This is a genomic window from Ralstonia sp. R-29 (assembly GCF_049913345.1).
Lineage (GTDB): Bacteria > Pseudomonadota > Gammaproteobacteria > Burkholderiales > Burkholderiaceae > Ralstonia.
This window is the reverse complement of the sequence record NZ_CP184377.1, coordinates 1,202,260-1,225,625: the sequence shown is the minus strand read 5'-3', so window position 1 is coordinate 1,225,625 and position 23,366 is coordinate 1,202,260. Positions and strand designations below refer to the sequence as shown.

Below are 23,366 nucleotides of genomic sequence, written 5' to 3'. Positions count from 1 at the left end.
GAAGCCACTGCGTGGTTTGTTGACCTGGCGGCTGATGCGCACTTGCGCAGGCATACTCCTGGGGATAATGCTTACATGTAGCCCGAGACTAAGTTTTGGCGCGACTTCCGGCAATGAAATCACCGGTTTTATGTGGTACGGCGTTGCGTTCGCTGAGCTAGGCGCAAAAGCCCCTACTCCACAAGCTGCATGCTCGGCCGCACTTGATAGATACAACGCGGCATATCAGGCATCGTGGACGCTCGTGGACGTCTGGCCTTACCAAGTCGGTTCTGGGACCACGAATTATGCGTGCACGATCACAGCCCCGACTCGTCCTGAAGGCTGTACCTATTGTCTCTACGCAACCCCTACCGGCGTATGCCTGCCTGGCTATGAGTGGACCGGGAACCAGTGCGTCCCGATTCCGCACGTGCAAGTCTGCCCGATAAGTAATCCTGTTACCCCTGGCGCAGGTACCAAGGCGGTTTTTGAACCGAACGAGGGCGGCAGCGCAGACATTCCGATCACGCTCGCCTATCAATCCTACGGAGGGCGGTTCGACGGCACAGGTCACTGGACGTTCAACTGGCAGCGAAGCCTAGACACGACACGGGTGGGTTCCACCGCACCACAGTTGACCGCCATGCGCGATGACGGGACAGTGTCGACTTTCAGTCAAAGCGGCACCACTTGGGTTGCGGCGGGTGTGCAAGACACCTTGCGATCGGTAACGGACAGCAATGGCAACGTCCCTGGCTGGCAATACACGGTGGTCAACACGGGGGCGGTTGAGACCTACGACGCAGCCGGCAAGCTGCAATCGGTGCGCGAGCGCAATGGCCGCACCACCACTCTGGCCTACAACTCGGCCAATCAGCTCGTCTCAGTCACGGCGCCGAGCGGCCGCAGCCTCGCGTTTGCCTATAACAGCGCCGGTCGCGTATCCAGCATCACGGCGCCGGATGGCGTCGTGACCTCCTACGGCTACAACGGCACCGGCATGCTGTCGAGCGTGACACGACCGGACGGCAGCGTGCGTCAATATGTCTACGAAGACATTAGTTTCCCCACAGCACTGACCGGTATTATCGACGAGAACGGCGGTCGCTACGCTACCTATGCATACGACAGTCAGGGTCGGGCGGTGTTGAGCCAGCACGCAGGTGGCGCAGATGCGTATCAGTTTCAATACAGCAGCGGCCCCGAGAATCAATACGGAGGCAACTACCAAACCACCGTCATCGACCCAACCGGCAAGACCAGCGTCTACAGCTTCCTCAAGCAGAACGGCGTACTGCTGCCGACCTCGATCAGCGCCCCCTGTGGCCTATGCGGTAGCACCCGCCAGAACAGCAGCTACGACGCCAACAACAACCTGGTTCAGGAAACCGACTATCTCGGCAACGTCACGACCCACGCTTACGACAACCAGAAGCGCGAGATTCAACGTGTCGAGGGATCGGGCACGCCCGGTGCCCGCACCACCAGCACACGGTGGCACGCTCAGTTCTGGAACCTGCGGACACAGGTGGCCTCGCCGACGAAGCTGGAGAGCTACAGCTACGATGCCAACGGCAACCTGATCAGCTACAGCGAGACGCCGACGTCCGACACCAACGGCAGCCAAGGCTTCAGCGCTGCGGCTGCGGGTTCGACACGCACGACTACGTGGACCTATACCGCCGATGGTCAGGTTGCCAGCCGCAGCGGTCCGCGTACGGATGTCAACGACGGTACGACGTATGTCTACCGCACGGCGGATGACACGAATAGTCCGCCGCAATATCGCAAGAGCGACCTGTATCAAATCGTCGATGCGCTGGGCCACACCACCACGGTCAACCGGTACGACCCGAATGGCCGCCCGCTGCAGATGACGGACGCCAACGGCACAGTCACCGCGTTCACGTACTCGAACCGTGGTTGGCTAACCGCCCAGGTGGTGGTGCCGGCCAGCGGTGCGGCGCAAACCACGAGCTACAGCTATGACGCAGTAGGCCAGTTGACAAAGGTTGCCCTGCCCGACGGCAGCACAGTGGGCTTCACCTACGATGCAGCGCATCGCATGACCGGTGCGACGGACAGCTTGGGCAACAGCAACACGTACACGCTGGACGCGATGGGTAACCGGACACAAGAACAGTCCAAGGACCCCGGTGGTACCCTCGCCCGCCAAATCACGCGCGTCTTCGACTCGATGAACCGACCGCTCAAGGTCACCGTCGGCGCCGCCCAGTAAGACAACAAGACCCGAACAAGAATGGAATCAACAGCCCATCGGCCTCACATCAAGATGAATATGCCTGCATTATCAAAACTGAAGCTCACCCGAGCTGCGCGCGGCTTCACGCTGCTGGAACTGCTCGTCGTCGTCGCCATCATTGGCCTGCTGGCCGCCTATGTGGGGCCACGCTACTTTGCGCAGCTTGGCAAATCGGAAGTGGGTGTGGCCAAGGCCCAGATCCAAGCCTTCGAAAAAGCCATCGACCAGTACCGGCTCGATACGGGCCACTTCCCGACCACCGAACAAGGCCTCAAGGCGCTGATGTCCGCCCCCACCGGCGAGACGCGTTGGGGTGGCCCCTACCTGAAGAAAGAGGTGCCGCTGGATCCATGGGGCCACGCATACGAATACCGCCAGCCCGGCGCCAGCGGCCGTGACTACGACATCGTCTCCTACGGTCGTGATGGTGCCGCCGGCGGCGATGGCGAAAACGCCGACCTGACGAACTGAGCGATGCGGTTCAAAGTCAGTACGTTCGATTCGGCCACCGCGCGTGTCTCCACGCGCCGGGTTACAGGGAACGACCGTGCCTCGGTGGATGCGCACCTCAAAGCAGAGGGCGCAACGGTCCTATCCGTCGAACCGATCGGAAGCAAGCTGACGCTTCCCGCCCTGAAGACCGGGCGCCGCAAGGTCGATGCCGGACTGGTGTGTATCGAGCTGGGCGGGCTGCTGCGCGCGGGCCTTACCGTGTCGGAAGCGCTCGATTCGCTCGCGCACCGGGATGATCACCCCAATGTGGGGGTGTACCGGCAGTTGTATGACGGCCTGCTGAGCGGCCTGCCCTTGTCCGAATCGATGAAGCAGGTCGAGGGCGTGTTTCCCGGCATCCTGGTTGCCGCGATCCAGGCCAACGAACGCTCCGGCCGCATCCCGGATGCGCTCGAAGAGTACGCAAAGTATGCGCAAGCGCAGGAAGCACTGCGCAAGAAGGTCGTCAGCGCCGCCGTCTATCCAGCCACCGTTATCGGCTTCGGCCTGCTGGTGGTGATCTTCCTGCTCGCCTACGTCATCCCACGGTTTGCAATGGTCTATGACGGCACCGTCATGCAAGCCTCCGGAGCGACTCGAATTCTGCTCGCCGTGGGGCACTTCATTCATGACCGGGGCTGGGCGCTGTTGATTGGCATTGGGCTGGGCGCCCTCCTCGTTGCCTATCAGTTCGCCCGACGGAATGCGGCCGAACGCCTGCTGAGTGCCATCGGCAATCTTTGGCCGTTCAAGAAGCTGGGAGAGCGCTTCCAGCAAGCACGCATCTGCGCCTCACTCTCGATGCTGACGCGAGGTGGTTACGACTTTCCGGAAGCCATGCGACTTGCCTCGCCACTTGCCATTTCAGCGATCACCCGCGCCCAACTGGATGAAGCGCGCGAACGCATCCTGGAAGGCGTACTCGTGAGCCAAGCCCTCATGAAGACGGACTTTGGCGATGGCTTTGCGGTACGCATCCTGCAAGCCGGCGAACGCGTCGGCGATCTCGCCGGCAGCTTCGAGATGCTGGCGCAGACCTACCGGCGCGAGTTGGAAACCATGCTCGAGCGGACCATGCGGCTGGTCGAGCCGATTCTGCTCATGACGGTGGCCAGCCTGATCGGCGCCATCGTCGTGCTGATGTACCTGCCCATTTTTGATCTTGCGGGAGCAATCTGACATGTCCGACGCGGTACTCGATTGGACAGCCTTCGGCAGTTGGCTGCGCTCTGCCCGCATGGCGCGTGGTGAAGGCAGTCTGGCAGCGGCGCTCGCTGGCCAAGCCGGAATACCTGTAGAGACACTGGTTTCGGCCGTTGCGGACCGATTCGACTTCCACCATGTTGGTCCGCAAGCCGAGCTTGCCAGTCAAGTCACGCTAGACCCCATCTCGCTCAAGGACTGCCGCCAGCACAAGATTCTTCCGCTGCGCATTGCCGACCAATGGGTCGTAGCAATGGATGACCCCTGGGATGAAGCACTGGTGCGCTGGACCCACGAACGGCTTGGACAGGCCAAGCTGGCGTGGATCGACGGCCAGCACAGCATGGTCATCCTGGAGCGGGCACTGAGTACGGCATCGGCTTCAGCCCTGCTCGCCCAGCGCGGCGCGGAAACCACCGTCCAGGACCAGGAAGTCAGCCGCGTCGTCTCGCACGATTCCATTGAATCGGCGGAGAGTGCAGTGGTCCGCTTCCTGGATGCGGTCCTGCTCGACGCCTGGCGGGCCGGTGCCAGTGATATTCACGTCGAGACATCGCGGTCGGGCCTGCATATCAAGCTGCGGCTGGACGGCGTCCTGGTGCCTGGCCCCGCGTTCACTGGTGCGCGGTCACCGAGTGAAGTCCTGAACCGGATCAAGGTGCTGGCGCAGTTGGACATCGGCGAAACCCGCCTGCCGCAGGACGGTCGCTTCCGGGTGCGGCTGGAGGGGCGCGATGTGGACATGCGTGTTTCGATCATGCCCAACGTGTTCGGCGAAGATGCAGTCATCCGCTTGCTGGACAAGGCTCAGCTGCGCGGAGCGTCGGAGACGCTCACATTGGAAGCGCTGGGCTTCGATACCGCGGCCACCACGACCATTCGCCGGTTGACCAAGGAGCCGCACGGCATGCTGCTGGTGACTGGCCCCACCGGCAGCGGCAAGACGACGACGTTGTATGCCTCGCTTTCGGAGATCAATACCGGGCGAGACAAGATCATCACGATCGAAGACCCGGTCGAATATGAGCTGTCGGGCATCCTGCAGATTCCCGTCAACGAGAAGAAAGGCCTGACGTTTGCGCGTGGCCTGCGTTCGATCCTGCGTCACGATCCCGACCAGATTCTGGTCGGTGAAATCCGTGACTCGGAGACGGCGGAAATTGCGGTGCAGGCCGCCCTGACCGGCCACTTGGTCTTCACCTCCGTGCACGCCAACTCAGCGCTCGATGTGGTCGGTCGTTTCCTGCACATGGGTGTCGACCCGTACAACTTCATGTCGGCGTTGATCGGCATCGTGTCGCAGCGGTTACTGCGTTTGAAATGCACGGAATGCGCCCCCGCTTCTGCGGCGCCTGGCACGCACTCTACCGGGTGTCCGGCCTGCCGCTATACCGGCTATCGTGGCCGGACCGTGGTGTGGGAGATCGTACCTGTCAACGACACCATCCGGGAACTGGTTATCCGCCGTGAGCCGTTACGGTTAATCCGCGAACAGAGCCGGCAGATGGGTGTCGTCTCGCTGCGTGAGCAGGCCGTGCGCATGGTGGAGCAAGACCTCACGACTTTCGAAGAAATTGACCGCGTGGTGTCGCCCAATGAATGACTATTGGCTGTACCTCTCCAAATCCGAGATGGTGGTCGGCAGAGCGCGCGGAAGGCGCCGTGAAGCCACGGTCCTGGACACCGCTGAGTGCCAGATGGACGGGCTCGGGGAGTTTGTAGGACAGCGTGTGCCGCGCGGCAAGCGCCTGTATGTCTGGTTGAGCGGCGGCTATTGCCACTACGTGACCTTCCCGCGGCCGCGCTGGGTATTTGCTTCTCGCAAGCTGCAGATGGTGGCGGCCAAGGTCTTCGAGCAGAAGACGATGCTGAACGCCCCCGACTATGCATTCAGCCTGCAGCCGTCGCGCTCGAATCTGCACGTCTGCGCCATCCGGCAACTGGATATGTCGAACGTCCTCCGAGCGGTCGGCGTCCGATACCAAGTGCGCACAGTCGCACCGCTTGCGCCACTGGTGCTTGACGCCTACAGGCGTGCCAACAAAACCTCGTCTTGCGTGCTTTACGAGTCGGACAGCGTGACTCTGGCCCGCGCCAGCAAGAAGAGCGGATTGCTGCTCGCCACAACTGCGGGGAGCTCACATGCGTCCGTCCTCACGCGCCTGCTGGCAGCCCAGGCCGATGCTCCGTCCGGTATCGAAGTCGTTTCGGCACCCTCCGTGCAGACTGACCTCGGCCTCGCTGAACAATCCGGACTGATCCTCAATGGGTGGCTCAAGCGCCATGGGAGCCTACAGAATCATGGCTGATTTCACGTTCCAGGCGCGACCGAAGAATCGGCGATTGTCGTTGCTGGTGATGGCATTGGGTTGTACCGCTGCCTTCATCGCGCTGGATAAATTCACGGAGACCGAGAAGCAACTGGTCGCCGCTCGGCAGCGCGTAGCCACGCTCTCACGCGAAGCCCCTGTGCAGGAGAGCAAGCCGAGCGAAGCCGACGACAAGAAGAATGCACTCGCAAGGGGCATCCAAACCTCGATCGCTGTGGATTGGAACCGGCGGCTCAATCAGCTTGAGAGTTTGCGCGGCGAAGCGGTGTGGGTTGGCTTGCTCAAGCTGACTGCCACGGACCCGAAGGCCGAGTTACGCCTGATGAGTGACACGCTGGAGGCGGCGAACGGTGCGTTGGATCGGTATGCGCAAGCGGCTGGCGAGGAACTGCGTGCAACTGTGACCTCCATCGCTTTGCGCGATCGGCGGTATGTAACTACAGCTACGGTCCCTATTCGATAGGGCAGCACAAAAGGTGAGCCATTTGATCGCGTGGCAGCGCCGCACTCGACTCCATCTGGTCACTAGCGCCCCGATCGATTTTGCGAATAAGGCGCAGCGCTCATCCCCTTTCACCGAATACCCACGGCAGCAACTTGGCGACATTCAGCGCGTCGTCAAGGGCTCGATGGTGTGTGCCCTCGAGCCGCAGACCGACCAGCTCGCAAGCCTTCGCCATCCCTACCTCCTTGCCGATGCGTCGCACCCTAGTGAACACCCGCTTGACGTTGACGTGTGGCAAGTCGATGGGCTGAGTGATGCCATGGCGGACACTGTCGAGTTCGAGCTGCCTGCGGTCCCACTCGCCCCAGCTCGCCCACGTCGCGTCTGGTTGCCGATGCCGCGCGACAAAGGCGCGCAAGGCCTCGGCGACGGCAGGAAAGGCTTGGGCCCTGTCTACGTCTGCCTGGTGAATGCCCGTCAGCTTCGAACAGAACGGCGTCAGCCGGGGATTGACCACAGGACGCGCGAAGGCTTGGAAGCTGTCGAGCACTGCGCCATCGGATGCGACCCACACCGCACCCACTTCGATGGTTTCCATATCGAAGCTGGACGCATTGTCGTCACACGTAGCTTCGAGATCCACGACAAGGATGTTTGGCATAGCAGCCTTGGTTTCCTCGGGTTGGGGGGTTATCTTACTCTCGTCGGCGGGCACGGCGGAGTGCGGCCGACGCATTCGGAAGCCGCGTAGGCGGTGTGTCAAACGACAACCGCTCCTGCCATTCACCACCGTCGGTCACCAAGCGGCGCCCGCAGCGATCGCAGGTACGTGCTGCCAGCCGCTAGACGGCGTGGTGTCGATATTCGCGCATGGTGAAGACCTCGTGAGGGGGACTTACCTCTCAATGGTCGCAAGGCAAGGCCGCAGTGTGGGCAAGCGTGGGAAACCTCGTGGGCAGGCTGATGGTCAACCCGCAGGGTTGTCCAACAGCCTGTCCACCAGGTTATCCATGCGAGGCGCGCAGCGGCTGTCCACACGGAAGGCCGCGTCAGTCCCAGTAACCCTCCCTGAGGTCACGCCGCCAAAGCCATGCCAATTCGCGTTGTCTCGGGAATGCGCTTTTCCCCATAAATGTTCACCTTCGACCAAAGAACGCATGGAGTCACGCTAGCGGCTCCCTCCACGTACCCAGACCGCCAACTCGTCATATGGCTCTCTCGCTCGGCGCGTCATGTTCGCCCGCGCCATAGCCCGCAGGCGCATATATCTCCGCTCTGCCAAACATGCAAGCGCGGGGCATCTTGTTCACACCAATCAACAAGGATTGCTTAACGACGGTGCTGAGCTGGATATGTACGCAGGATTTCAATCAGCTGTTGGACGTCATTGCTGGTCCTCCATGGCCTCGGTCAAGTTAGCGACAAAGATCTCAAACGCCGCTGCCGCTGCAGCAACCGGTGCCAATCGCTCCCGTTGGCGACAGATGACACTCGACAGATCACCCCTTTGTCGGCACGCCCGAACAAGTCGATGCAGCGACGGCCGCAGGAAGTTCATGAGGTCACTAGGTACCGCGTCATCCAAATCTGGTTGCGCTTCGATCAGGAGACTAGCGACGAAGAACCGCGATGGCGATATGCTGCTGGTAGCCATGATTCACCTCTCTCATAGGTGGGTGGTGGTCAGGCGCGCGCGAGGTGCCAGCCTCTCGCACGCCGTCAGAATCGCTTTCGCGACGTTGTGTTGCTCGTGCCCCATAAACGTTCACCATTGGTGGGGTCTATCCTCGACGATGCCTAAAGCCGCGGCGTAGGCCCGGGCTGCATCCCAAAGCCTCCGCAGCTAACCCAGTTTTTGTGCCAAATCTCTGGCGCGCGGGTGGTAGTACCGTTTGAGCATTTGCACCGTCTTGTGGCCCGTGACCGCTGAAAGCTCCAGGATGTTGTCCAGTTTTTCCGCAATGCGACTCGTCGCCTCATGGCGCAGATCGTGGAAATGGAGATCTTGGAGGCTCGCTCGGACCACAGCGCGGCTAAAAGACTTTTTCACGGCGTCTGCGCTGAGGGGGAAGACTTGCCCCGAGATGTGTCGAGGGAGCCCCGCGAGCGTGGACGCAGCTCTGGTGGACAGCGGCACGTCGCGAGGGTCCCCATTTTTTGTGTCGTGAAGCCGCACAAATCGGTCATGCAGTTCGACGTCCTGCCAGCGAAGCGCCAACAATTCACTTCGTCGCATTGCTGTCTCTACAGCCAGGATGACAAGGGGGCGCACCCACGGATTGCTCGGGCCGGTAAGCCGCCCTTTCTCATCACGGGGCGGCACATCAAGAGCTGCTAGCAAGCGCTCCTCCTCACCGAGAGCCAGCCGCCGAGTGCGGCCGCGGTTCTCCGGCGGGCGACGAATCATGGAAACTGGATTGTCGACGTGCACGCCCCACTCCTTGCGTGCGACGTTGATGACGTGAGAAATGAGGTTCAGGTCCCTGTTAGTCGTCGAGCCCGACACCTCTTTGAGGCGCTTATCCCGCCATTGCGCCATGAGCTTCCCAGACAAGGCAGCAACCTTCGTCTTGGCGATCGGATCCCGAAGAAGGGAAGCAACCCGATACCGTTCCGAATCCCGGCCTTTCTTTTGACTGGACACCTCGACCGCGTAGCGCTGTAGGAGATCACCAAGGGTGTTCTTCTCGGCCTCGGTACGGTCGATATAGACGCCCCGCTCCATCTCCGACTCGATGACGGTAGCCCAGGCGCGAGCGTCTGATTTTGTGGGGAAACTGCGGGAGTGCGTTGGCCATCCTTTGCGGCGGACCCGTGCTTCCCAATAGCTTCCTCGCTGTCGAATCGTTGCCACTTCTCATCTCCAAAGCTCTGCGCGTAGGCGCGTGGAGCAAATCTGGAGCAGCTGTTCCGATTCAGCGAGGGTGCAAAATTCCGTGTTAGTGATTCCTAACCCGGAAATAAAGAAAGCCAGCACGAGGCTGGCTTTCCGAACTTGGTGGGTGGTACAGGGATTGAACCTGTGACCCCTGCCGTGTGAAGGCAGTGCTCTACCGCTGAGCTAACCACCCGAAAACTGCTGCCGGGATGCGGCGAAAACGAGATTATGACGAAAAGCGATTGCCGTGTAAAGACCCCGACCGCACTTTTTTTTCGTCAGGCGGCCGGCGGCGCAGTTTCAGGGGCCTCGCGCGCCCAAACCGTCTTGCCGCCGCTGGCCTTGTCGATTTCTTTGAGCACGCCGGCGTGGGCGTCCGCCTCTGCCTCCGTGGCCAGCAACACAGGCAATTCCAGCGCGCTCAGATCGACGGCAACCGCTTCGGCCGACGCACCATCGCCAGTTTCGAGCATGTCGATCACTAGCGTGTTCTGGCCGCGCGTCATGGCCAGGTAGACCTCGGCCAGCAACTCCGCATCGAGCAAAGCCCCGTGCAGCGTGCGGTGCGCGTTACTTACGCCCAACCGGTCGCACAGCGCATCCAGCGAGTTGCGCTTGCCCGGGAACATCCGGCGCGCTTCGAGCAGCGTGTCGATATGGCCCGACAGGTGTTCGCGGAAGGTCGGCAAGCCCAGGCGCTGGAATTCCATGTCCAGAAAGCCCAAGTCGAACGCGGCGTTGTGGATGATCGCCTCGGCGCCCTGCACGTAGTCGCGGATCTCGCTGACGACTTCCGCAAACTTCGGCTTGTCGGCCACGAACTCGTTGGTGATGCCGTGCACCGCCATCGCGCCCGGGTCGATCTCGCGCTCGGGGTTGATGTAGAAGTGCAGATTCCGGCCAGTCAGGCGCCGGTTGACCATCTCCACGCAGCCGATTTCGATCACGCGGTCGCCGGTGGCGGCGTTCAGGCCGGTGGTTTCGGTATCGAGGATGATCTGTCGTGTCATGCGTCCCCCTCCCCCTTATTTGAAGACGACGGTCTTGTGGCCGTTGAGCAGGATGCGGTGTTCGGCATGCCATTTCACGGCGCGGGCCAGCGCCACGCATTCCACGTCGCGGCCGACGGCGGTGAGCTGCTCGGGGTCCATGCTGTGGTCGACGCGCTCGATTTCCTGCTCGATGATCGGGCCTTCGTCCAGGTCGGCCGTCACGTAATGGGCCGTCGCGCCAATCAGCTTCACGCCCCGCTCGTGTGCCTGGTAATACGGTTTGGCGCCCTTGAAGCTCGGCAAGAACGAGTGATGGATGTTGATGGCGCGGCCTTCCAGCTTGCGGCACAGATCGTTCGACAGAATCTGCATGTAGCGCGCGAGCACCACCAGGTCGATCTGCTGCTCCTGCGCGATTTCCCAGATGCGGGCTTCCTGCTGTGCCTTCTGTTCGTCCGTCCCCTTGAGCAACGGCAGGTGCGTGAACGGCACGTTGTACGACGCCGCCAGCTGATAGAAATCGCTGTGGTTCGACACGATGGCGGCAATCTCGATCGGCAACTGGCCGGCGCGGGATCGGAACAACAGGTCGTTCAGGCAGTGGCCGATCTTCGAGACGAGGATCATCACGCGCGGCTTGACGGCAGCGTCGAACATGCCCCACTGCATGGAAAAACGCTCGCCGATCGCCGTGAAACGTTCACGCAGCGTGGCCAGGTCAAGCGGCTGCCCCTGCGGTACGAAATGCACGCGCATGAAGAAGCGGCCCGTGAATTCGTCGCCGTATTGGTCGGAGTCGAGAATGTTGCAGCCCTGCTCGAACAACAGGCCCGACACGGCGTGGACGATGCCGGGCTGGTCCGGGCACGATAGGGTGAGGATGAAACCGGAGTGACTCATGAAGCGTTTTACGTATTGTTGTCGGGCGCGAACCGTTGCGGCACATGGGGCGAACTCAGGCGCGCCAGGGCATCGAGGGTGACGAGCGTGGCGTCAACCGTCATCGCGCAGTCCGCCATGATATCAAGGGCGGCGTCCGGGCTGGCGCGCAGATGGCCGACCACTTCGCCGTCCTGGTTGGCGGGAGTAAAGTCGGCAGGCAGCGTCAGGTCGAAGGCAAACAGGGTTTCGCATTGGATGCCTTCCGGCACGTCACGCAGGACGTCCAGGGTGCCTCGCTGCACCAATTGGGCCGCCAGATCAGCGCCGATACCCGCTTCTTCCCAGCATTCCTTTTCCAGCGCGCCGCGCGCGTCGAACCCGTGGCCGATACCGCCCGCAACGAGGTTGTCCCACATGCCGGGGTCAATTGGCTTGGTAGCCGCACGCCGGGCCAGCCAGAGCATCGGCCCGGCTTCGTCCATCCCGTCGATCAAGCCATTCATATGCGCCGCATAGGTGCGGATGCCGAAAAAGCGCGCCGCAGCCCTTTCAATGAGCGCCAGCGTGGGCGTGCCCCAGCCGGTGTTGACGGCGAAACGCTCATCGCGCCAGCCGCGCACGTGGCCGTCTTCCGCCAGGCGCTCGATCACTTCGGCCAACGCAGCGGTGCGCTCCGCCTCGGTGGCGAGCGTGCCGCACAACTCGACGCGGTCCGCCGATACCTCGAACCACTGGGACCAGCGCCTGAGCAAGGCAGCCCGCTCGCGGCTGAGCCAGCCAACACGCTGCCCAGCGACGATCCACGGGACTACGGCTGCGGCATCGAACGTCTGGCGCGCCGCCAGACCCTCCAGGACACGCTCAATGCGTCGGTCCGTCATGCCAGCCGCCCACAGGGCCGGGCGTGCATTGTGCTTTCCGTGCAGCACGCGTCGCGCGATAATGCGCCATTCATACAAGCCGTCATCAGACTGGAGAAACAAGGATGGATGAAATCGACGAGCTGTCGGATCTGCCGACCCCGCGCTTTATCTGGGGGTTCGCCATTGCCGTCACACCGTCCGGCGAAGTGTCGCACGACGAGTTCGAATACCTGACCCACACCCGCGCGCCGCGCTTTACGTGCCGCGTGGTCGAACTGGAAGATGCCCCCGCCGAGCCAGAAGACGAAGGCGATATCGATGGCCGCATCGTCCACTTCGACAACCCGAAGCGGATGTTCTACATCACCGACCTGGGCCTGGCGCTGATGAACTTCACCCTGTTCGACAAGGTGGACAACAAGGCCAAGCTGAAGAACGCCTGCGACGAAGCCATTGCCGACTGGCTGACCCGCCGCGACTTCCTCGACTCCGAACCGGACGACGACGAGGAATAAGCCACTAACCCTGGCTGCCTGGGCTGCCGTCTTCGGTAAAGCGCAGGTCGGCCAGGTGCACATCGGCGTAGGAGCGGCCCGCATCCAGCAGGGCCGACACCTGCGCTTTCACCTGCTCCTTCTGCGCACGCATGGCCCGCGGCGGCATGGCCGGATCCTGGCCGGTGTGATGCAGATACAGCATCTTGTAGGTGAGTTGGCTCACCATCCATTGCCGCAGCACGCGGCGCCGGCCAGCGTGGTCCGCCTCGAGTGTGCCGATCTGGCCCAACAGCGTGGAAAACGCGCGCGCCACGTCTGCGGCATTCCCCGGCTCACCGGCAATGCAGCGCTCCGCCAGGGCGCGCGCATCCGACGGCGACATGGCATCGGTTTCGACAAAGCGATCCGCCACCTGGACGGGCGCCGGTGCTTGCCGCGCCAGCCTTGCAGACACCCCCGAGAGCGCTTCCTGCGCACGGCGGATAGACGCATCCAACGACTCCGCACTGCCCTGCACCATGCCGGCAAAGGGCATTTCGCTGGGTTGTTCGGCGCGTTTCTTGGCGTCCATCGCTCCCTCCGGGTGGCTGCCCGCTGCGCTGTTGCGCTGCGAGCGAAAACGGAATTGTAGAACGCCGCGCACATTTATCGACAAATCCGCACAGAGGCTCCACATGGCTCGCGGAGCGCAAACGATAACGCCGCGTCACAATGCGTGGCGGCTGTTGGCCGCAACCCACGCGGGGTGGCCACGCCACGGTTAAAATACGCGTTTGTGCGGCACCGCCGCATCTCGCGCCTCATTTGCTGACCGCCTTTGCGCGGCAAGGAACACGCCTTGATCAAGTGGATTCTCGTAGCCCTGTATTTGGGCTCCATTCTGTATGTGCATTTTCGCGGCAAGGTGCGCCTGAAATTCTGGCGCCAGATGTTCGACCACTCCGCGGTGGTCGCGCCGGTCAACTGCTTCATGTATGCGTTCTCGGGCGTGCCGCAAACCCCGTACGTGCCGGTCGAGCGCTTTCCCGATCTGGAAAAGCTGCAGGCAGCATGGCCGCAGATCCGCGACGAGGGCATGGCGCTCGTCAACCTGCGCAAAATCAAGGCCGCCGAGAAGAACGACGACGCCGGCTTCAACTCCTTCTTCAAGAATGGCTGGAAGCGCTTCTACCTGAAGTGGTATGAGGCCAGCCACCCATCGGCCGAGCAACTGTGCCCGAAGACGGTCGCCCTGCTGCGCGAGCTACCCAGCGTGAAAGCGGCGATGTTTGCCGAACTGCCGCCGGGCGGCAAGCTCAACCCGCACCGCGATCCGTTTGCGGGCTCCCTGCGCTACCACCTGGGCCTGGCCACGCCCAACGACGACCGCTGCTTCATCGAGGTCGATGGCGAACGTCACAGCTGGCGCGACGGCCAGGGCGTAGTCTTCGACGAGACCTATCTGCACTGGGCCGAAAACGCTTCCGACAAAGATCGCTTGATCCTCTTCTGCGATATCGAACGCCCGATGAAATTCGGCTGGGCACAGAGCATCAACAAGTGGCTGGGCCGCAAGGTCATGACGGCCGCCAGCTCGCCCAACGATGACGGTGACCAGACCGGCGGCATCAACAAGCTGTTCCGCTATGTGTGGTTGATGGGCCAATACCGCCGCCGCTTCAAGGCGTGGAACCGCAAGCTGTATTACGTGGTGAAGTTCGGCTTGATCATCGGCGGCGTCGCACTGATCGTGTGGATCTGATCCTCGTCTCGGCAGTCATCGCTTTGCACAAAACCGGCCTCGCGCCGGTTTTTTGTTGCGTTTGCAAAACGTACCGATGCTGCTCGAACCTTTTGCCGCGTCGCAAAGCAGGTGTGGAAAAGCGCTACATCCGGCACAGATCTCACCTAATGTCAGGAACTGAGCGCTTCGGTGCTCATCTGATATGGCGGGCACGCCGCTTGCTGCTCGGTGTTTGACACCCTTGCCGATGGCGGGGCGCAAGTCAAAGCCGGGATGCGGGTGGCTGTATCCCCTCCTTCCACACCAGAGACAGAGAGATCGCCATGAACAAGAAGCTCTTCAGCCGTCGTACCGCTGCCACGCTTGCTGCCGTCACGCTGCTTGGCACCCAGATCGCAGCCTGCACGACCACGAGCCCGAATGCACAGGGCTCCGACGTGATGACGTCGACCAACAAGCATGCCACTACCAACTCGCAGGCCGATTCGGTGCTCTCGCGCCTGTACACCACGGCCAACGGATCGCGTGACCTGGTTTCGCGCGCCAAGGGCGTGCTGGTGTTCCCGTCGGTGCTCAATGCCGGGTTTGTCGTGGGCGGCCAGTACGGCGAAGGCGTGCTGCGCACGGGCGGTGGCAAGCCGCTGGGGTACTACAACATCGCCTCGGCGTCGGTGGGCTTCCAGGCGGGCGCCCAGTCGCGCGCGCTCATCATCCTGTTCATGACGGATGAAGCGCTGCAGAAATTCCAGAACAGCCAAGGCTGGACGGCCGGTGTGGACGCTACCGTCGCGCTCGCCAAGATTGGCGCGAACGGCGCGATCGACACCAACACCGTGCAGCAACCCGTCATCGGCTTCAACCTGACCAACGCGGGCCTGATGGCAGGCGCGTCGATCGAAGGCACGAAGATCACCAAGCAGAACAACTGATCCGTACCGGCTTAGCCGTAACAGCCGCCGTCTTGCACGGCGGTTTTTTTTTTGCCCATTTCAAGCGTTGCAGCAACGTCGCAGACACGGGGAAACCCGGAGAGGGTGTATCAGCCTTCTCGGCTAGCATCGCGGCACGCAAAACGACCACCCAAGACAAGGGGGAGACATGACGAGTCGCAATTTCGCCTGGCGCGGGATGCTGGCGGGTGTACTGCTGACGGGCGTACTGGCAGCGGCCAGTGCGATGGCCGAGCCCGGCATCACAGACAACAAAATCCTCATCGGCCAGACCGCCGGCTTTACGGGCCCCGCGGGCGAGCAGGTCAAGGAGATGACGCAAGGCGCCAAGCTCTACATCGACGCGGTCAACCAGTCGGGGGGCATCTATGGGCGCAGGATCGAGCTGATCTCGGAGGACGATGGGTTCGATGCCAATGCATCAAAGAAGCATGCGCACACGCTGATCGCCGATAAGCAGGTCTTCGCCCTCTTCCTGCCGCGCGGCACGCCGAACACCGAGGCGATCATGACCGAGGCGCGGCCCTTGGGCGTGCCCGTGGTGGCACCGTCGACCGGCGCCGCCACGTTCTTTGACCAGCCGGACCCGCTGCTTTTCGTGGTGCGTACGAAATACCAGACGGAGATTGCAGAACTGGTGCGGTACTTCGGCACGCTGGGGTTGCGCCGCCTTGCGCTGGTCAATGTGAATGACACATTCGGCAAGGACACGGAGATCGGCTTCAACAACGCCACGCAGAACCTGCCGGCCGATGCACACCGCATCTTCACCGTCGACCGCCTGAAGCCAGACGTCGCCAAGGCCGCAGCGGAGGTGGGCAAGTTTGCACCGCAAGCGGTGATCCTGGCCTGCCCGAGCACCACCGCGCGCGCCATGATCGAAACGCTGAACAAGCAAGGCACGGCCACGCAGATTGCCGCGCTGTCCAACAACGCCGCACTCGCTTTTGCGCAATCGCTGGGGGCGCTGGGCCGTGGTGTGGTGGTGTCGCAGGTGATGCCGTCTCCGGTGCGATCGACGTCGCGGCTCGGCCGTGACCTGTCCGCCAGCGCAAAAGCGGCGGGCGTAGCGCCGTCGTACGCCATGATGGAAGGCTATGCGGCCGCCCGGGTGCTGGTCGAGGGGCTCAAACGGGCCGGCAAGACGCCCACGCGCGCCAGCTTTGTTGCTGGGCTGGAAGCGGCGGGCACGATCGACCTGGGCGGGCTCGACGTGCACTACGGCCCCAATCTGCGTAAGGGTTCGAACTATGTCGAACTGACGGTGATTGGCCCAAATGGGACGTTCGTCAAATAGGTGCGCGCCGCGGTGCAAGCTGCCTGGGCAGCGGCTCCGGCGCGGGGCATAGCGGTTGCCCGCGTAAAATGCATGACTACATAAGAAAATACAATTTGGAATTCGCATACTGCCCATAACAGAATGCATGAACAACATGCATGACTGGGATCAAAGCGGCAGATGGAACTCCGACAACTTGAAGCATTTGCAGCGGTCATGTCGACCGGCAGCGTCACCGCGGCGGGCAAGCTGCTGGGCCGGTCTCAGCCTGCCATCAGCCGGCTGATCCAGGATCTCGAAGCGGAAATCGGCTATGCGCTGTTCACGCGCGCCGGGCCCCGTGTTTCGCCCACGGAACAGGGTTTCCTGCTGTACGAAGACGTTGAACATACGCTGATCAGCCTGCGGCAGATCCGCACCCGCGCTGAAGAAATCGCTCGCGGCGAAGCGCGTCCGCTGCGCCTGGCCGCCACGTCCGCACTGGCGGCCGGCCTGCTGCCATCCGCCCTGGCGGAAGAGCCCGAACTCGCTCAGCACGTTCAGATTCGCAGTGCCTCGCCCGAACAGGTCGTACACGCGGTGCTGACCGGCGCGGCGGACCTGGGCATCAGCAGCCTGCCGCTGGAGCATCGCGGCGTGACGGTGCATTGGATTGGCGAAGCGGCCTGCGTGGCCGCCGTGCAGGACAGCGATCCGCTGGCCGCCGGCCAACGCGTGGCGCTCGCCGACTGCGCGGGCCGGCGCATCATCACGATGCACAACCCGTATCGCCTGCGTCGCCGTCTGGATCAGGCGCTTGCGCAAACCGGCGTCGCGCCGGCCGAACTCATCGAGACCAACGCCTCGCTCAACGCGCTGACCGCCGTGCGTGCGGGCCTGGGCGTAGCGCTGCTGGAGCCCGTTACAGCCTATGGCGTGCCGATCGACGGTGTCGCCGTGCGGCCGATCGATGCCAGCATCCCCTTCTTCTTTGGCGTGATCACGCCCGAAGCCAAGCGGCCGTCGGCTGCGGTGACCTCGCTGATCGACGCGCTCTCCCGCGCTGCACAACGCCTGCTGCCCGATTGCAAGCTGCACGACCCTGCGCGCCACGCCAGCATGCTGCAGGTGCTGTACGGCGAGCCCATCAACGAAACGGAAGACGCGTCCGCATGACCGCTGCACACCAAGACGATGCGCAGCAGGCCACCGGCGCCGCAGGGCTTGCCGCGCTGGAAGCGCGCTTGCTGCAGGACCTGGCCTGGCTGGAATTGCCGGCCAAATCATGGACGCTGCCACACACGCTCGAAGGCCAGCCCGTGCTGGACGTCGCCATCATCGGCGGGGGCATGGCGGGGCTGGCGGCAGCGGCATCGCTCAAGCATCTGGGCATTGGCGCCGTGGTGTTCGACCGCGCGCCAGTCGGCTTTGAAGGCCCGTGGGCAACGACGGCGCGTATGGAAACCCTGCGCTCGCCCAAGCAGTTGACCGGCCCCGCACTCGGCCTGCCTGCGCTAACGTTTCGCGCTTGGTTCGAGGCGCAGTTCGGTGCCGATGCCTGGGAAGCGCTCGACAAGATTCCGCGCCTGCAATGGATGGACTACCTGCGCTGGTACCGCCGCGTGCTGCAGCTGGATGTCCGCAACGAACACCACGTGAAGGCGATCCATCCGCGTGTGGACGGCGCCGTTGAACTGTTGATCGACGCACCGGGGCAACCGACCCAGCGTGTCTATGCGCGCCGCGTGGTGCTGGCGACCGGGCGCGATGGCCTTGGCGGCCCCTCGGTGCCGGACTTCGCGCACCGGCTGCCGCGCCGCTGGTGGGCGCATTCATCCGACGAAATGGACTACGGCACGCTGGCCGGCAAACGCGTCGGCGTGATCGGCGCGGGCGCTTCTGCCATGGACTCCGCCGCCACGGCACTGGAAGCCGGCGCAGCGAGCGTCGACCTGCTGATCCGTCGCGCCGATCTGCCCCGCGTCAACAAGGGCAAAGGCGCCGGCAGCCCTGGGCTCGTGCATGGCCACCTGCATCTGCCCGATGCATGGAAATGGCGCATCCGCCATTACATCAATGTCGAACAGGTGCCGCCGCCACGCGGCAGCACGCTGCGCGTATCGCGGCACGCGAATGCGCGCTTCAACCTCGGCTGCGGCATCCTGGGCGTGGACGAGCACGATGGCGTGTTGCACGTCGCCACGACCAAAGGCGTGTTCCAGCTGGACTTCCTGATCTTCTCAACCGGCTTCCGTACGGACTGGGCCTCGCGCCCCGAGTTCAGCGCACTGGCACCGCACATCCGCCAATGGCGCGACCGCTATACCCCGCGCCCTGGGGAAGAAGACGCCGAGTTGAGCGATTCACCCGATCTCGGCCACGCATTCGAATTCCGCGAGAAAACGCCCGGCACAATGCCCGGCCTGTCGCGCGTGCATTGCTTCTGCTATCCGGCATCGCTCACGCACGGCAGCGTGTCGGGCGACATCCCGGCCATCAGCGAAGGGGCGCGTCGCTTGGCGCAAGGGATTACCGGCCTGCTGTACAACGAAGACATCGAAGCGCACTACGCGGCCATCCAGTCGTATGCCGAGCCGGAAATCTTCGGTGACGAATGGACACCGGCAGCGCCGCCTGGCAACGATGCCAATGCAGAGGCCACCTCCAGCCAGGAGGCCGCACGATGACGGGCTGGTTACTGCGCCGCATCGGCCAGGCGCTGCTGGTCGTGCTGGTGATGACGGTGATCGTGTTCGTCGGCCTGCATGCCATCGGCAACCCGGTCGATATCCTGATCGGCCAGGACGTCGACCAGATCGACCGCGCACGCATCATTGCCGAGCTCGGGCTGGACAAGCCGCTATGGCAGCAGTACCTGAGCTTCCTCAACGGCGCGCTGCACGGCAACCTGGGCAAGAGCTTCGTCTACAACGAACCGGCCATCCAGCTCATCTTGCAGCGCCTGCCGGCCACGCTGGAACTGGCGTTTGCGGCGTTGATCATCGCAGTGGTGATCGGCGTGCCGCTGGGGCTGTTCGCGGGGCTGTATCCGAACCACCCTGCATCGCGCCTGTTGATGACGGGCAGCGTGGTGGGCTTCTCTCTGCCGACGTTCTGGGTGGGGCTGATGCTGATCATGGCCTTCAGCGTCAGCCTCGGTTGGCTGCCGGCCAGCGGACGCGGCGAGACCGCCCGCCTGTTCGGCATCGAATGGTCGTGGCTGACGGCCGATGGCCTGCGCCACCTGCTGCTGCCGGCGATCAACCTGTCACTGTTCAAGCTCTCCCTGGTGCTGCGGCTCACATCCGCCGGCGTGCGCGAGGTGTTGCCGATGGACTTCGTGAAGTTTGCGCGTGCCAAGGGGCTTTCCCCGCTGCGTGTGGTGCTGGCGCACGTGCTGCGCAATACATTGATTCCGCTGGTGACGGTGCTGGGGCTGGAACTCGGCTCGACCATCGCCTTTGCCGTCGTCACGGAGAGCATCTTTGCGTGGCCCGGCGCGGGCAAGCTGATTCTGGACAGCATCAACTCGCTGGATCGCCCGGTCATCGTGTCGTACCTCGTCGTGGTGGTGTGCTTGTTCGTGTCGCTCAACCTGATCGTCGACATCCTGTATCGCCTGCTGGACCCGCGCGTGCGCACGGCGGATAACGCGGAGACCGCATGACCACGAGCTCGCAAGCGACAACTGCGGCCGCAGTGCCTGCACCGCGCAAACAATCGCCATGGCGACGTGTGGCGGCAGATTTTCTGGCATCCAAATCGGCCATCTTCGGACTGATCGTCGTGGCGGTGTTGATGCTGGCTGCACTGGCCGCACCGTGGATCACGCCGCAGAACCCGTACGACCTGATGCAGCTCGATGTGCTGGACTCGCGTCTGCCGCCGGGCTCGCCCAACGGCTTGGGCACGTTCACCTATTGGCTCGGCACCGACGGCCAGGGGCGTGATCTGTACTCGGGCATCCTCTACGGCCTGCGGATCAGCCTGGGTGTGGGGATTGGTTCCGCAGCGGTAGCAGCCGTGATCGGCACGCTGCTCGGCTTGATTGCCGCGTATGCCGGCGGCCGCGTCGACAGCATCATCATGCGCACGGTCGATCTGCTGCTGTCGTTCCCGTCGGTGCTGGTGGCGATGATGATCCTGGCCTACCTCGGCAAGAGCATCACCAATGTTGTGCTGACGCTGGTGCTGCTGGAGTGGGCGTACTACGCGCGCACGGTGCGCGGGCAAGCGCTAGTGGAACGCCGCCGCGAATACGTTGAGGCGGCCCGCTCGCTCGCCCTGCCCGGCTGGCGCATCGCACTCAAGCACATCCTGCCGAACTGCCTGCCGCCGCTCATCGTGGTGGGCACGCTGCAGGTGGCGCGCGCGATCACGCTGGAGGCAACGCTCTCGTTCCTGGGCCTGGGCGTGCCGATTACCGAGCCGTCGCTGGGTCTGCTCATTGCCAACGGATACCAATACATGCTGTCTGGCCAGTACTGGATCAGTTTCTATCCGGGCATTGCGCTGCTGCTGGCGCTGGTGGCCATCAACCTGGTGGGCGATCGCCTGCGTGAAGTGCTGAACCCAAGGACGCAGCGATGACGGCGTCCAACAACGCGACCACGCTCGAAGTCCGCAACCTGCGCACGCATTTCTTCACGCGTGAAGGCGTGCTACCGGCGGTGGACGACATGTCGTTCTCGCTGGAGCGCGGGCGCATCCTGGGGCTGGTGGGCGAATCGGGCTCGGGCAAATCCGTCACCGGTTTTTCGATCATGGGCCTCGTAGACCCGCCTGGCCGCGTCGTCAGCGGCGAGATTCTCTACCAGGGCCGCGACCTGACGAAACTGCCGGCACACGAACTGCGCAAGCTGCAAGGCAATCGCATCGCCATGGTCTTCCAAGACCCGATGATGACGCTCAACCCCGTGCTGCGCATCGATGCCCAGATGATCGAGGCCGTGCGTGCGCACAGCAGCATGAGCCACGCGCAGGCACGCGAACATGCCCGCGACACGCTCGGCCTGATGGGTATTCCCAGCCCGGAAGAGCGCCTGCGCGCGTACCCACATCAACTGTCGGGCGGCATGCGGCAACGTGTGGCGATTGCCATTGCGATGTTGCATCGCCCCGACCTGATCATTGCCGACGAGCCGACCACGGCGCTGGACGTGACCATCCAGGCGCAGATTCTTTCCGAAGTGCAGAAGCTGGCGCGCCAGCACGGTACCGCGCTGATCTGGATCACGCATGACTTGTCCGTCGTGGCTGGCCTGGCCAATGAAGTGGCCGTGATGTACGCCGGCCGCATCGTCGAACACGGCCCGGTGGATGCCGTGCTTGATGCGCCGTTGCACCCGTACACCATGGGCCTGATCGACAGCCTGCCGAGCGAGAACCGCCGCGGCCAGCGCCTGCGACAAATTCCCGGCATGACGCCGAATCTGCTGTCGCTACCCGCCGGCTGCGCGTTTGCCGCACGTTGCCCACGGGCTTCTGAAGCCTGCGGCGTGCGCCCGGACATCACGCAACCCAATCCCGGCCGCCTTGTGCGTTGCTTCCACCCAGGCACCCTGCCCACAGCCACGCGGGAGGTTGCATGACCACGCCGCTGGTGGAACTTAAACAGGTTGGCAAACGCTTCGGCGACCGCAAGATCAGCCCCGTCGATGGCATGCTGCAACGTGTTGGTTTGGCGAAGCCACCCGCCGTGGTGCGTGCCGTGGATGGCATCGATCTGGCCATTCAGCCCGGCGAGGTCGTTGGCCTCGTTGGTGAATCCGGCTGCGGAAAATCCACGCTCGGGCGCATCGCTGCGGGGTTGATGCGCCCGTCCAGCGGCGAGGTGCGCGTCGACGGCAAATCGATCGACACGCTCTCCGCACACGAAGCGCGCGATGCCCGCCTGAAGATCCAGATGATCTTCCAAGACCCGTACGCCAGCCTCAACCCGCGCCTGCGCGTGGAAGAAATCATCGGCGAAGCGGCCCGCGTGCACGGCCTGACGGATCGCGCCAACTTTGCCGACTACGTGGCCGCGCAGATGCAGCGCGCGGGCCTCGACCCTGCCCTGCGCGATCGCTATCCGCATCAGTTCAGCGGCGGGCAGCGGCAGCGCATCGGCATTGCGCGCGCCTTGGCGGTGCAGCCGTCAATGCTCGTGTGCGACGAGGCGGTGGCGGCGCTGGATGTCTCCATCCAGGCGCAGATCCTGAACCTGTTCATGGACCTGCGCGAGCAGCTCAATCTGACCTACCTCTTCATCAGCCACGACCTCGGCGTGGTGGAGCATCTGTCAGACCGCGTGGCGATCATGTACCTCGGCCGCGTAGTGGAATCGGCCCCGGCCGAAGAGGTCTTCCGCCGCCCAAATCATCCATACACGCAGACGCTGCTTGCGGAGATTCCGCGCCTATCAGCCCGGCACAAGACGTTCACCGCGATCCAAGGCGAGATGCCCAGCCCGCTGCACCCGCCCACCGGCTGCCATTTCCACCCGCGCTGTCCGCACGCCATGCCCCGCTGCAAGACTGAAACGCCGACATTGAAAGGCATTGCGGTCAACCATGTCAGCGCCTGTCATTTGAACGATCTTCAATAGCCCAACCAAACAACAACGA

General features: G+C 63.2%; 22 protein-coding genes and 1 tRNA gene. 16 read left to right on the top strand and 7 right to left on the bottom strand.

Annotation, left to right across the window (positions count from 1 at the left end; genetic code table 11):
* Nucleotides 1–34: 34 nt before the first annotated feature.
* From ACN9M1_RS05800 to ACN9M1_RS05775, 6 genes are read left to right on the top strand one after another with little or no spacing between them, the layout of a single operon-like run.
* Nucleotides 35–2,221: a hypothetical protein gene (locus tag ACN9M1_RS05800; protein ID WP_426398808.1), complete on the top strand. Its 2,187-nt coding sequence runs from the start codon at nt 35–37 to the stop codon at nt 2,219–2,221.
* 60 nt (nt 2,222–2,281) lie between these two features.
* Complete coding sequence (gene gspG, locus ACN9M1_RS05795) at nt 2,282–2,716, top strand: type II secretion system major pseudopilin GspG (protein ID WP_426398178.1); 435 nt, start codon at nt 2,282–2,284, stop codon at nt 2,714–2,716.
* Nucleotides 2,717–2,719: 3 nt separating this feature from the next.
* A complete protein-coding gene (locus ACN9M1_RS05790) occupies nt 2,720–3,916 on the top strand; it encodes a type II secretion system F family protein (RefSeq protein ID WP_426398176.1) in 1,197 nt (398 codons plus the stop codon).
* A 1-nt stretch (nt 3,917) separates the two neighbouring features.
* On the top strand, nt 3,918–5,543 hold the full coding sequence (locus ACN9M1_RS05785; protein ID WP_426398174.1) for a GspE/PulE family protein: 1,626 nt from the start codon (nt 3,918–3,920) through the stop codon (nt 5,541–5,543).
* A complete protein-coding gene (locus tag ACN9M1_RS05780; RefSeq protein ID WP_426398173.1) occupies nt 5,536–6,249 on the top strand; it encodes a hypothetical protein in 714 nt (237 codons plus the stop codon). The genes ACN9M1_RS05785 and ACN9M1_RS05780 overlap by 8 nt, the downstream gene beginning before the upstream one ends.
* A complete protein-coding gene (locus ACN9M1_RS05775; RefSeq protein ID WP_426398171.1) occupies nt 6,242–6,733 on the top strand; it encodes a hypothetical protein in 492 nt (163 codons plus the stop codon). The genes ACN9M1_RS05780 and ACN9M1_RS05775 overlap by 8 nt, the downstream gene beginning before the upstream one ends.
* Nucleotides 6,734–6,833: 100 nt before the next feature.
* On the opposite strand, the gene ACN9M1_RS05770 is transcribed toward ACN9M1_RS05775, so the two are convergent.
* The 6 genes from ACN9M1_RS05770 to ACN9M1_RS05745 all read right to left on the bottom strand — a co-directional run bounded on the left by ACN9M1_RS05770 (nt 6,834) and on the right by ACN9M1_RS05745 (nt 12,348).
* Nucleotides 6,834–7,376 (bottom strand): exonuclease domain-containing protein, encoded by a 543-nt coding sequence (locus ACN9M1_RS05770; RefSeq protein WP_426398169.1) that lies wholly within the window; start codon nt 7,374–7,376, stop codon nt 6,834–6,836.
* A 1,182-nt stretch (nt 7,377–8,558) separates the two neighbouring features.
* On the bottom strand, nt 8,559–9,440 hold the full coding sequence (locus tag ACN9M1_RS05765) for a site-specific integrase (RefSeq protein WP_426398167.1): 882 nt from the start codon (nt 9,438–9,440) through the stop codon (nt 8,559–8,561).
* Between the two features lie 271 nt (nt 9,441–9,711).
* Nucleotides 9,712–9,786 (bottom strand) — tRNA-Val (locus ACN9M1_RS05760).
* Between the two features lie 85 nt (nt 9,787–9,871).
* Nucleotides 9,872–10,603: a DNA polymerase III subunit epsilon gene (dnaQ, locus tag ACN9M1_RS05755; protein WP_426398165.1), complete on the bottom strand. Its 732-nt coding sequence runs from the start codon at nt 10,601–10,603 to the stop codon at nt 9,872–9,874.
* 15 nt (nt 10,604–10,618) lie between these two features.
* Nucleotides 10,619–11,485 carry a formyltetrahydrofolate deformylase gene (purU, locus tag ACN9M1_RS05750; protein ID WP_426398163.1) on the bottom strand — a complete coding sequence of 289 codons (867 nt, stop codon included), beginning with the start codon at nt 11,483–11,485 and terminating at the stop codon, nt 10,619–10,621.
* 8 nt (nt 11,486–11,493) lie between these two features.
* Nucleotides 11,494–12,348 (bottom strand): DUF4743 domain-containing protein, encoded by an 855-nt coding sequence (locus ACN9M1_RS05745; protein ID WP_426398162.1) that lies wholly within the window; start codon nt 12,346–12,348, stop codon nt 11,494–11,496.
* A gap of 104 nt (nt 12,349–12,452) precedes the next feature.
* Between ACN9M1_RS05745 and ACN9M1_RS05740 the strand changes: the two genes are divergently transcribed.
* The gene (locus ACN9M1_RS05740; protein WP_426398160.1) at nt 12,453–12,845 is read left to right on the top strand and encodes a hypothetical protein; all 393 of its coding nucleotides are present in this window, start codon (nt 12,453–12,455) and stop codon (nt 12,843–12,845) included.
* Between the two features lie 4 nt (nt 12,846–12,849).
* Here the strand turns inward: ACN9M1_RS05740 and ACN9M1_RS05735 are convergent, their stop codons facing one another.
* Complete coding sequence (locus ACN9M1_RS05735) at nt 12,850–13,398, bottom strand: hypothetical protein (protein WP_426398158.1); 549 nt, start codon at nt 13,396–13,398, stop codon at nt 12,850–12,852.
* A gap of 267 nt (nt 13,399–13,665) precedes the next feature.
* Between ACN9M1_RS05735 and lpxO the strand changes: the two genes are divergently transcribed.
* The 9 genes from lpxO to ACN9M1_RS05690 all read left to right on the top strand — a co-directional run bounded on the left by lpxO (nt 13,666) and on the right by ACN9M1_RS05690 (nt 23,347).
* Complete coding sequence (lpxO, locus tag ACN9M1_RS05730) at nt 13,666–14,568, top strand: lipid A hydroxylase LpxO (RefSeq protein WP_426398156.1); 903 nt, start codon at nt 13,666–13,668, stop codon at nt 14,566–14,568.
* A 305-nt stretch (nt 14,569–14,873) separates the two neighbouring features.
* Nucleotides 14,874–15,479, top strand: a complete 606-nt coding sequence (locus ACN9M1_RS05725; protein ID WP_426398154.1) for a BPSL1445 family SYLF domain-containing lipoprotein — start codon at nt 14,874–14,876, stop codon at nt 15,477–15,479.
* A 199-nt stretch (nt 15,480–15,678) separates the two neighbouring features.
* On the top strand, nt 15,679–16,797 hold the full coding sequence (locus ACN9M1_RS05720) for an ABC transporter substrate-binding protein (protein ID WP_426398807.1): 1,119 nt from the start codon (nt 15,679–15,681) through the stop codon (nt 16,795–16,797).
* A gap of 162 nt (nt 16,798–16,959) precedes the next feature.
* On the top strand, nt 16,960–17,934 hold the full coding sequence (locus ACN9M1_RS05715) for a LysR substrate-binding domain-containing protein (protein ID WP_426398153.1): 975 nt from the start codon (nt 16,960–16,962) through the stop codon (nt 17,932–17,934).
* On the top strand, nt 17,931–19,445 hold the full coding sequence (locus tag ACN9M1_RS05710; protein ID WP_426398151.1) for an NAD(P)-binding domain-containing protein: 1,515 nt from the start codon (nt 17,931–17,933) through the stop codon (nt 19,443–19,445). The genes ACN9M1_RS05715 and ACN9M1_RS05710 overlap by 4 nt, the downstream gene beginning before the upstream one ends.
* A complete protein-coding gene (locus ACN9M1_RS05705) occupies nt 19,442–20,425 on the top strand; it encodes an ABC transporter permease (protein ID WP_426398149.1) in 984 nt (327 codons plus the stop codon). The genes ACN9M1_RS05710 and ACN9M1_RS05705 overlap by 4 nt, the downstream gene beginning before the upstream one ends.
* On the top strand, nt 20,422–21,348 hold the full coding sequence (locus ACN9M1_RS05700) for an ABC transporter permease (protein ID WP_426398147.1): 927 nt from the start codon (nt 20,422–20,424) through the stop codon (nt 21,346–21,348). Before ACN9M1_RS05705 ends, ACN9M1_RS05700 begins: the two co-directional genes overlap by 4 nt.
* Nucleotides 21,345–22,349 (top strand): ABC transporter ATP-binding protein, encoded by a 1,005-nt coding sequence (locus tag ACN9M1_RS05695; RefSeq protein ID WP_426398146.1) that lies wholly within the window; start codon nt 21,345–21,347, stop codon nt 22,347–22,349. The genes ACN9M1_RS05700 and ACN9M1_RS05695 overlap by 4 nt, the downstream gene beginning before the upstream one ends.
* Nucleotides 22,346–23,347 carry an ABC transporter ATP-binding protein gene (locus ACN9M1_RS05690; protein WP_426398144.1) on the top strand — a complete coding sequence of 334 codons (1,002 nt, stop codon included), beginning with the start codon at nt 22,346–22,348 and terminating at the stop codon, nt 23,345–23,347. The genes ACN9M1_RS05695 and ACN9M1_RS05690 overlap by 4 nt, the downstream gene beginning before the upstream one ends.
* Nucleotides 23,348–23,366: the final 19 nt, after the last annotated feature.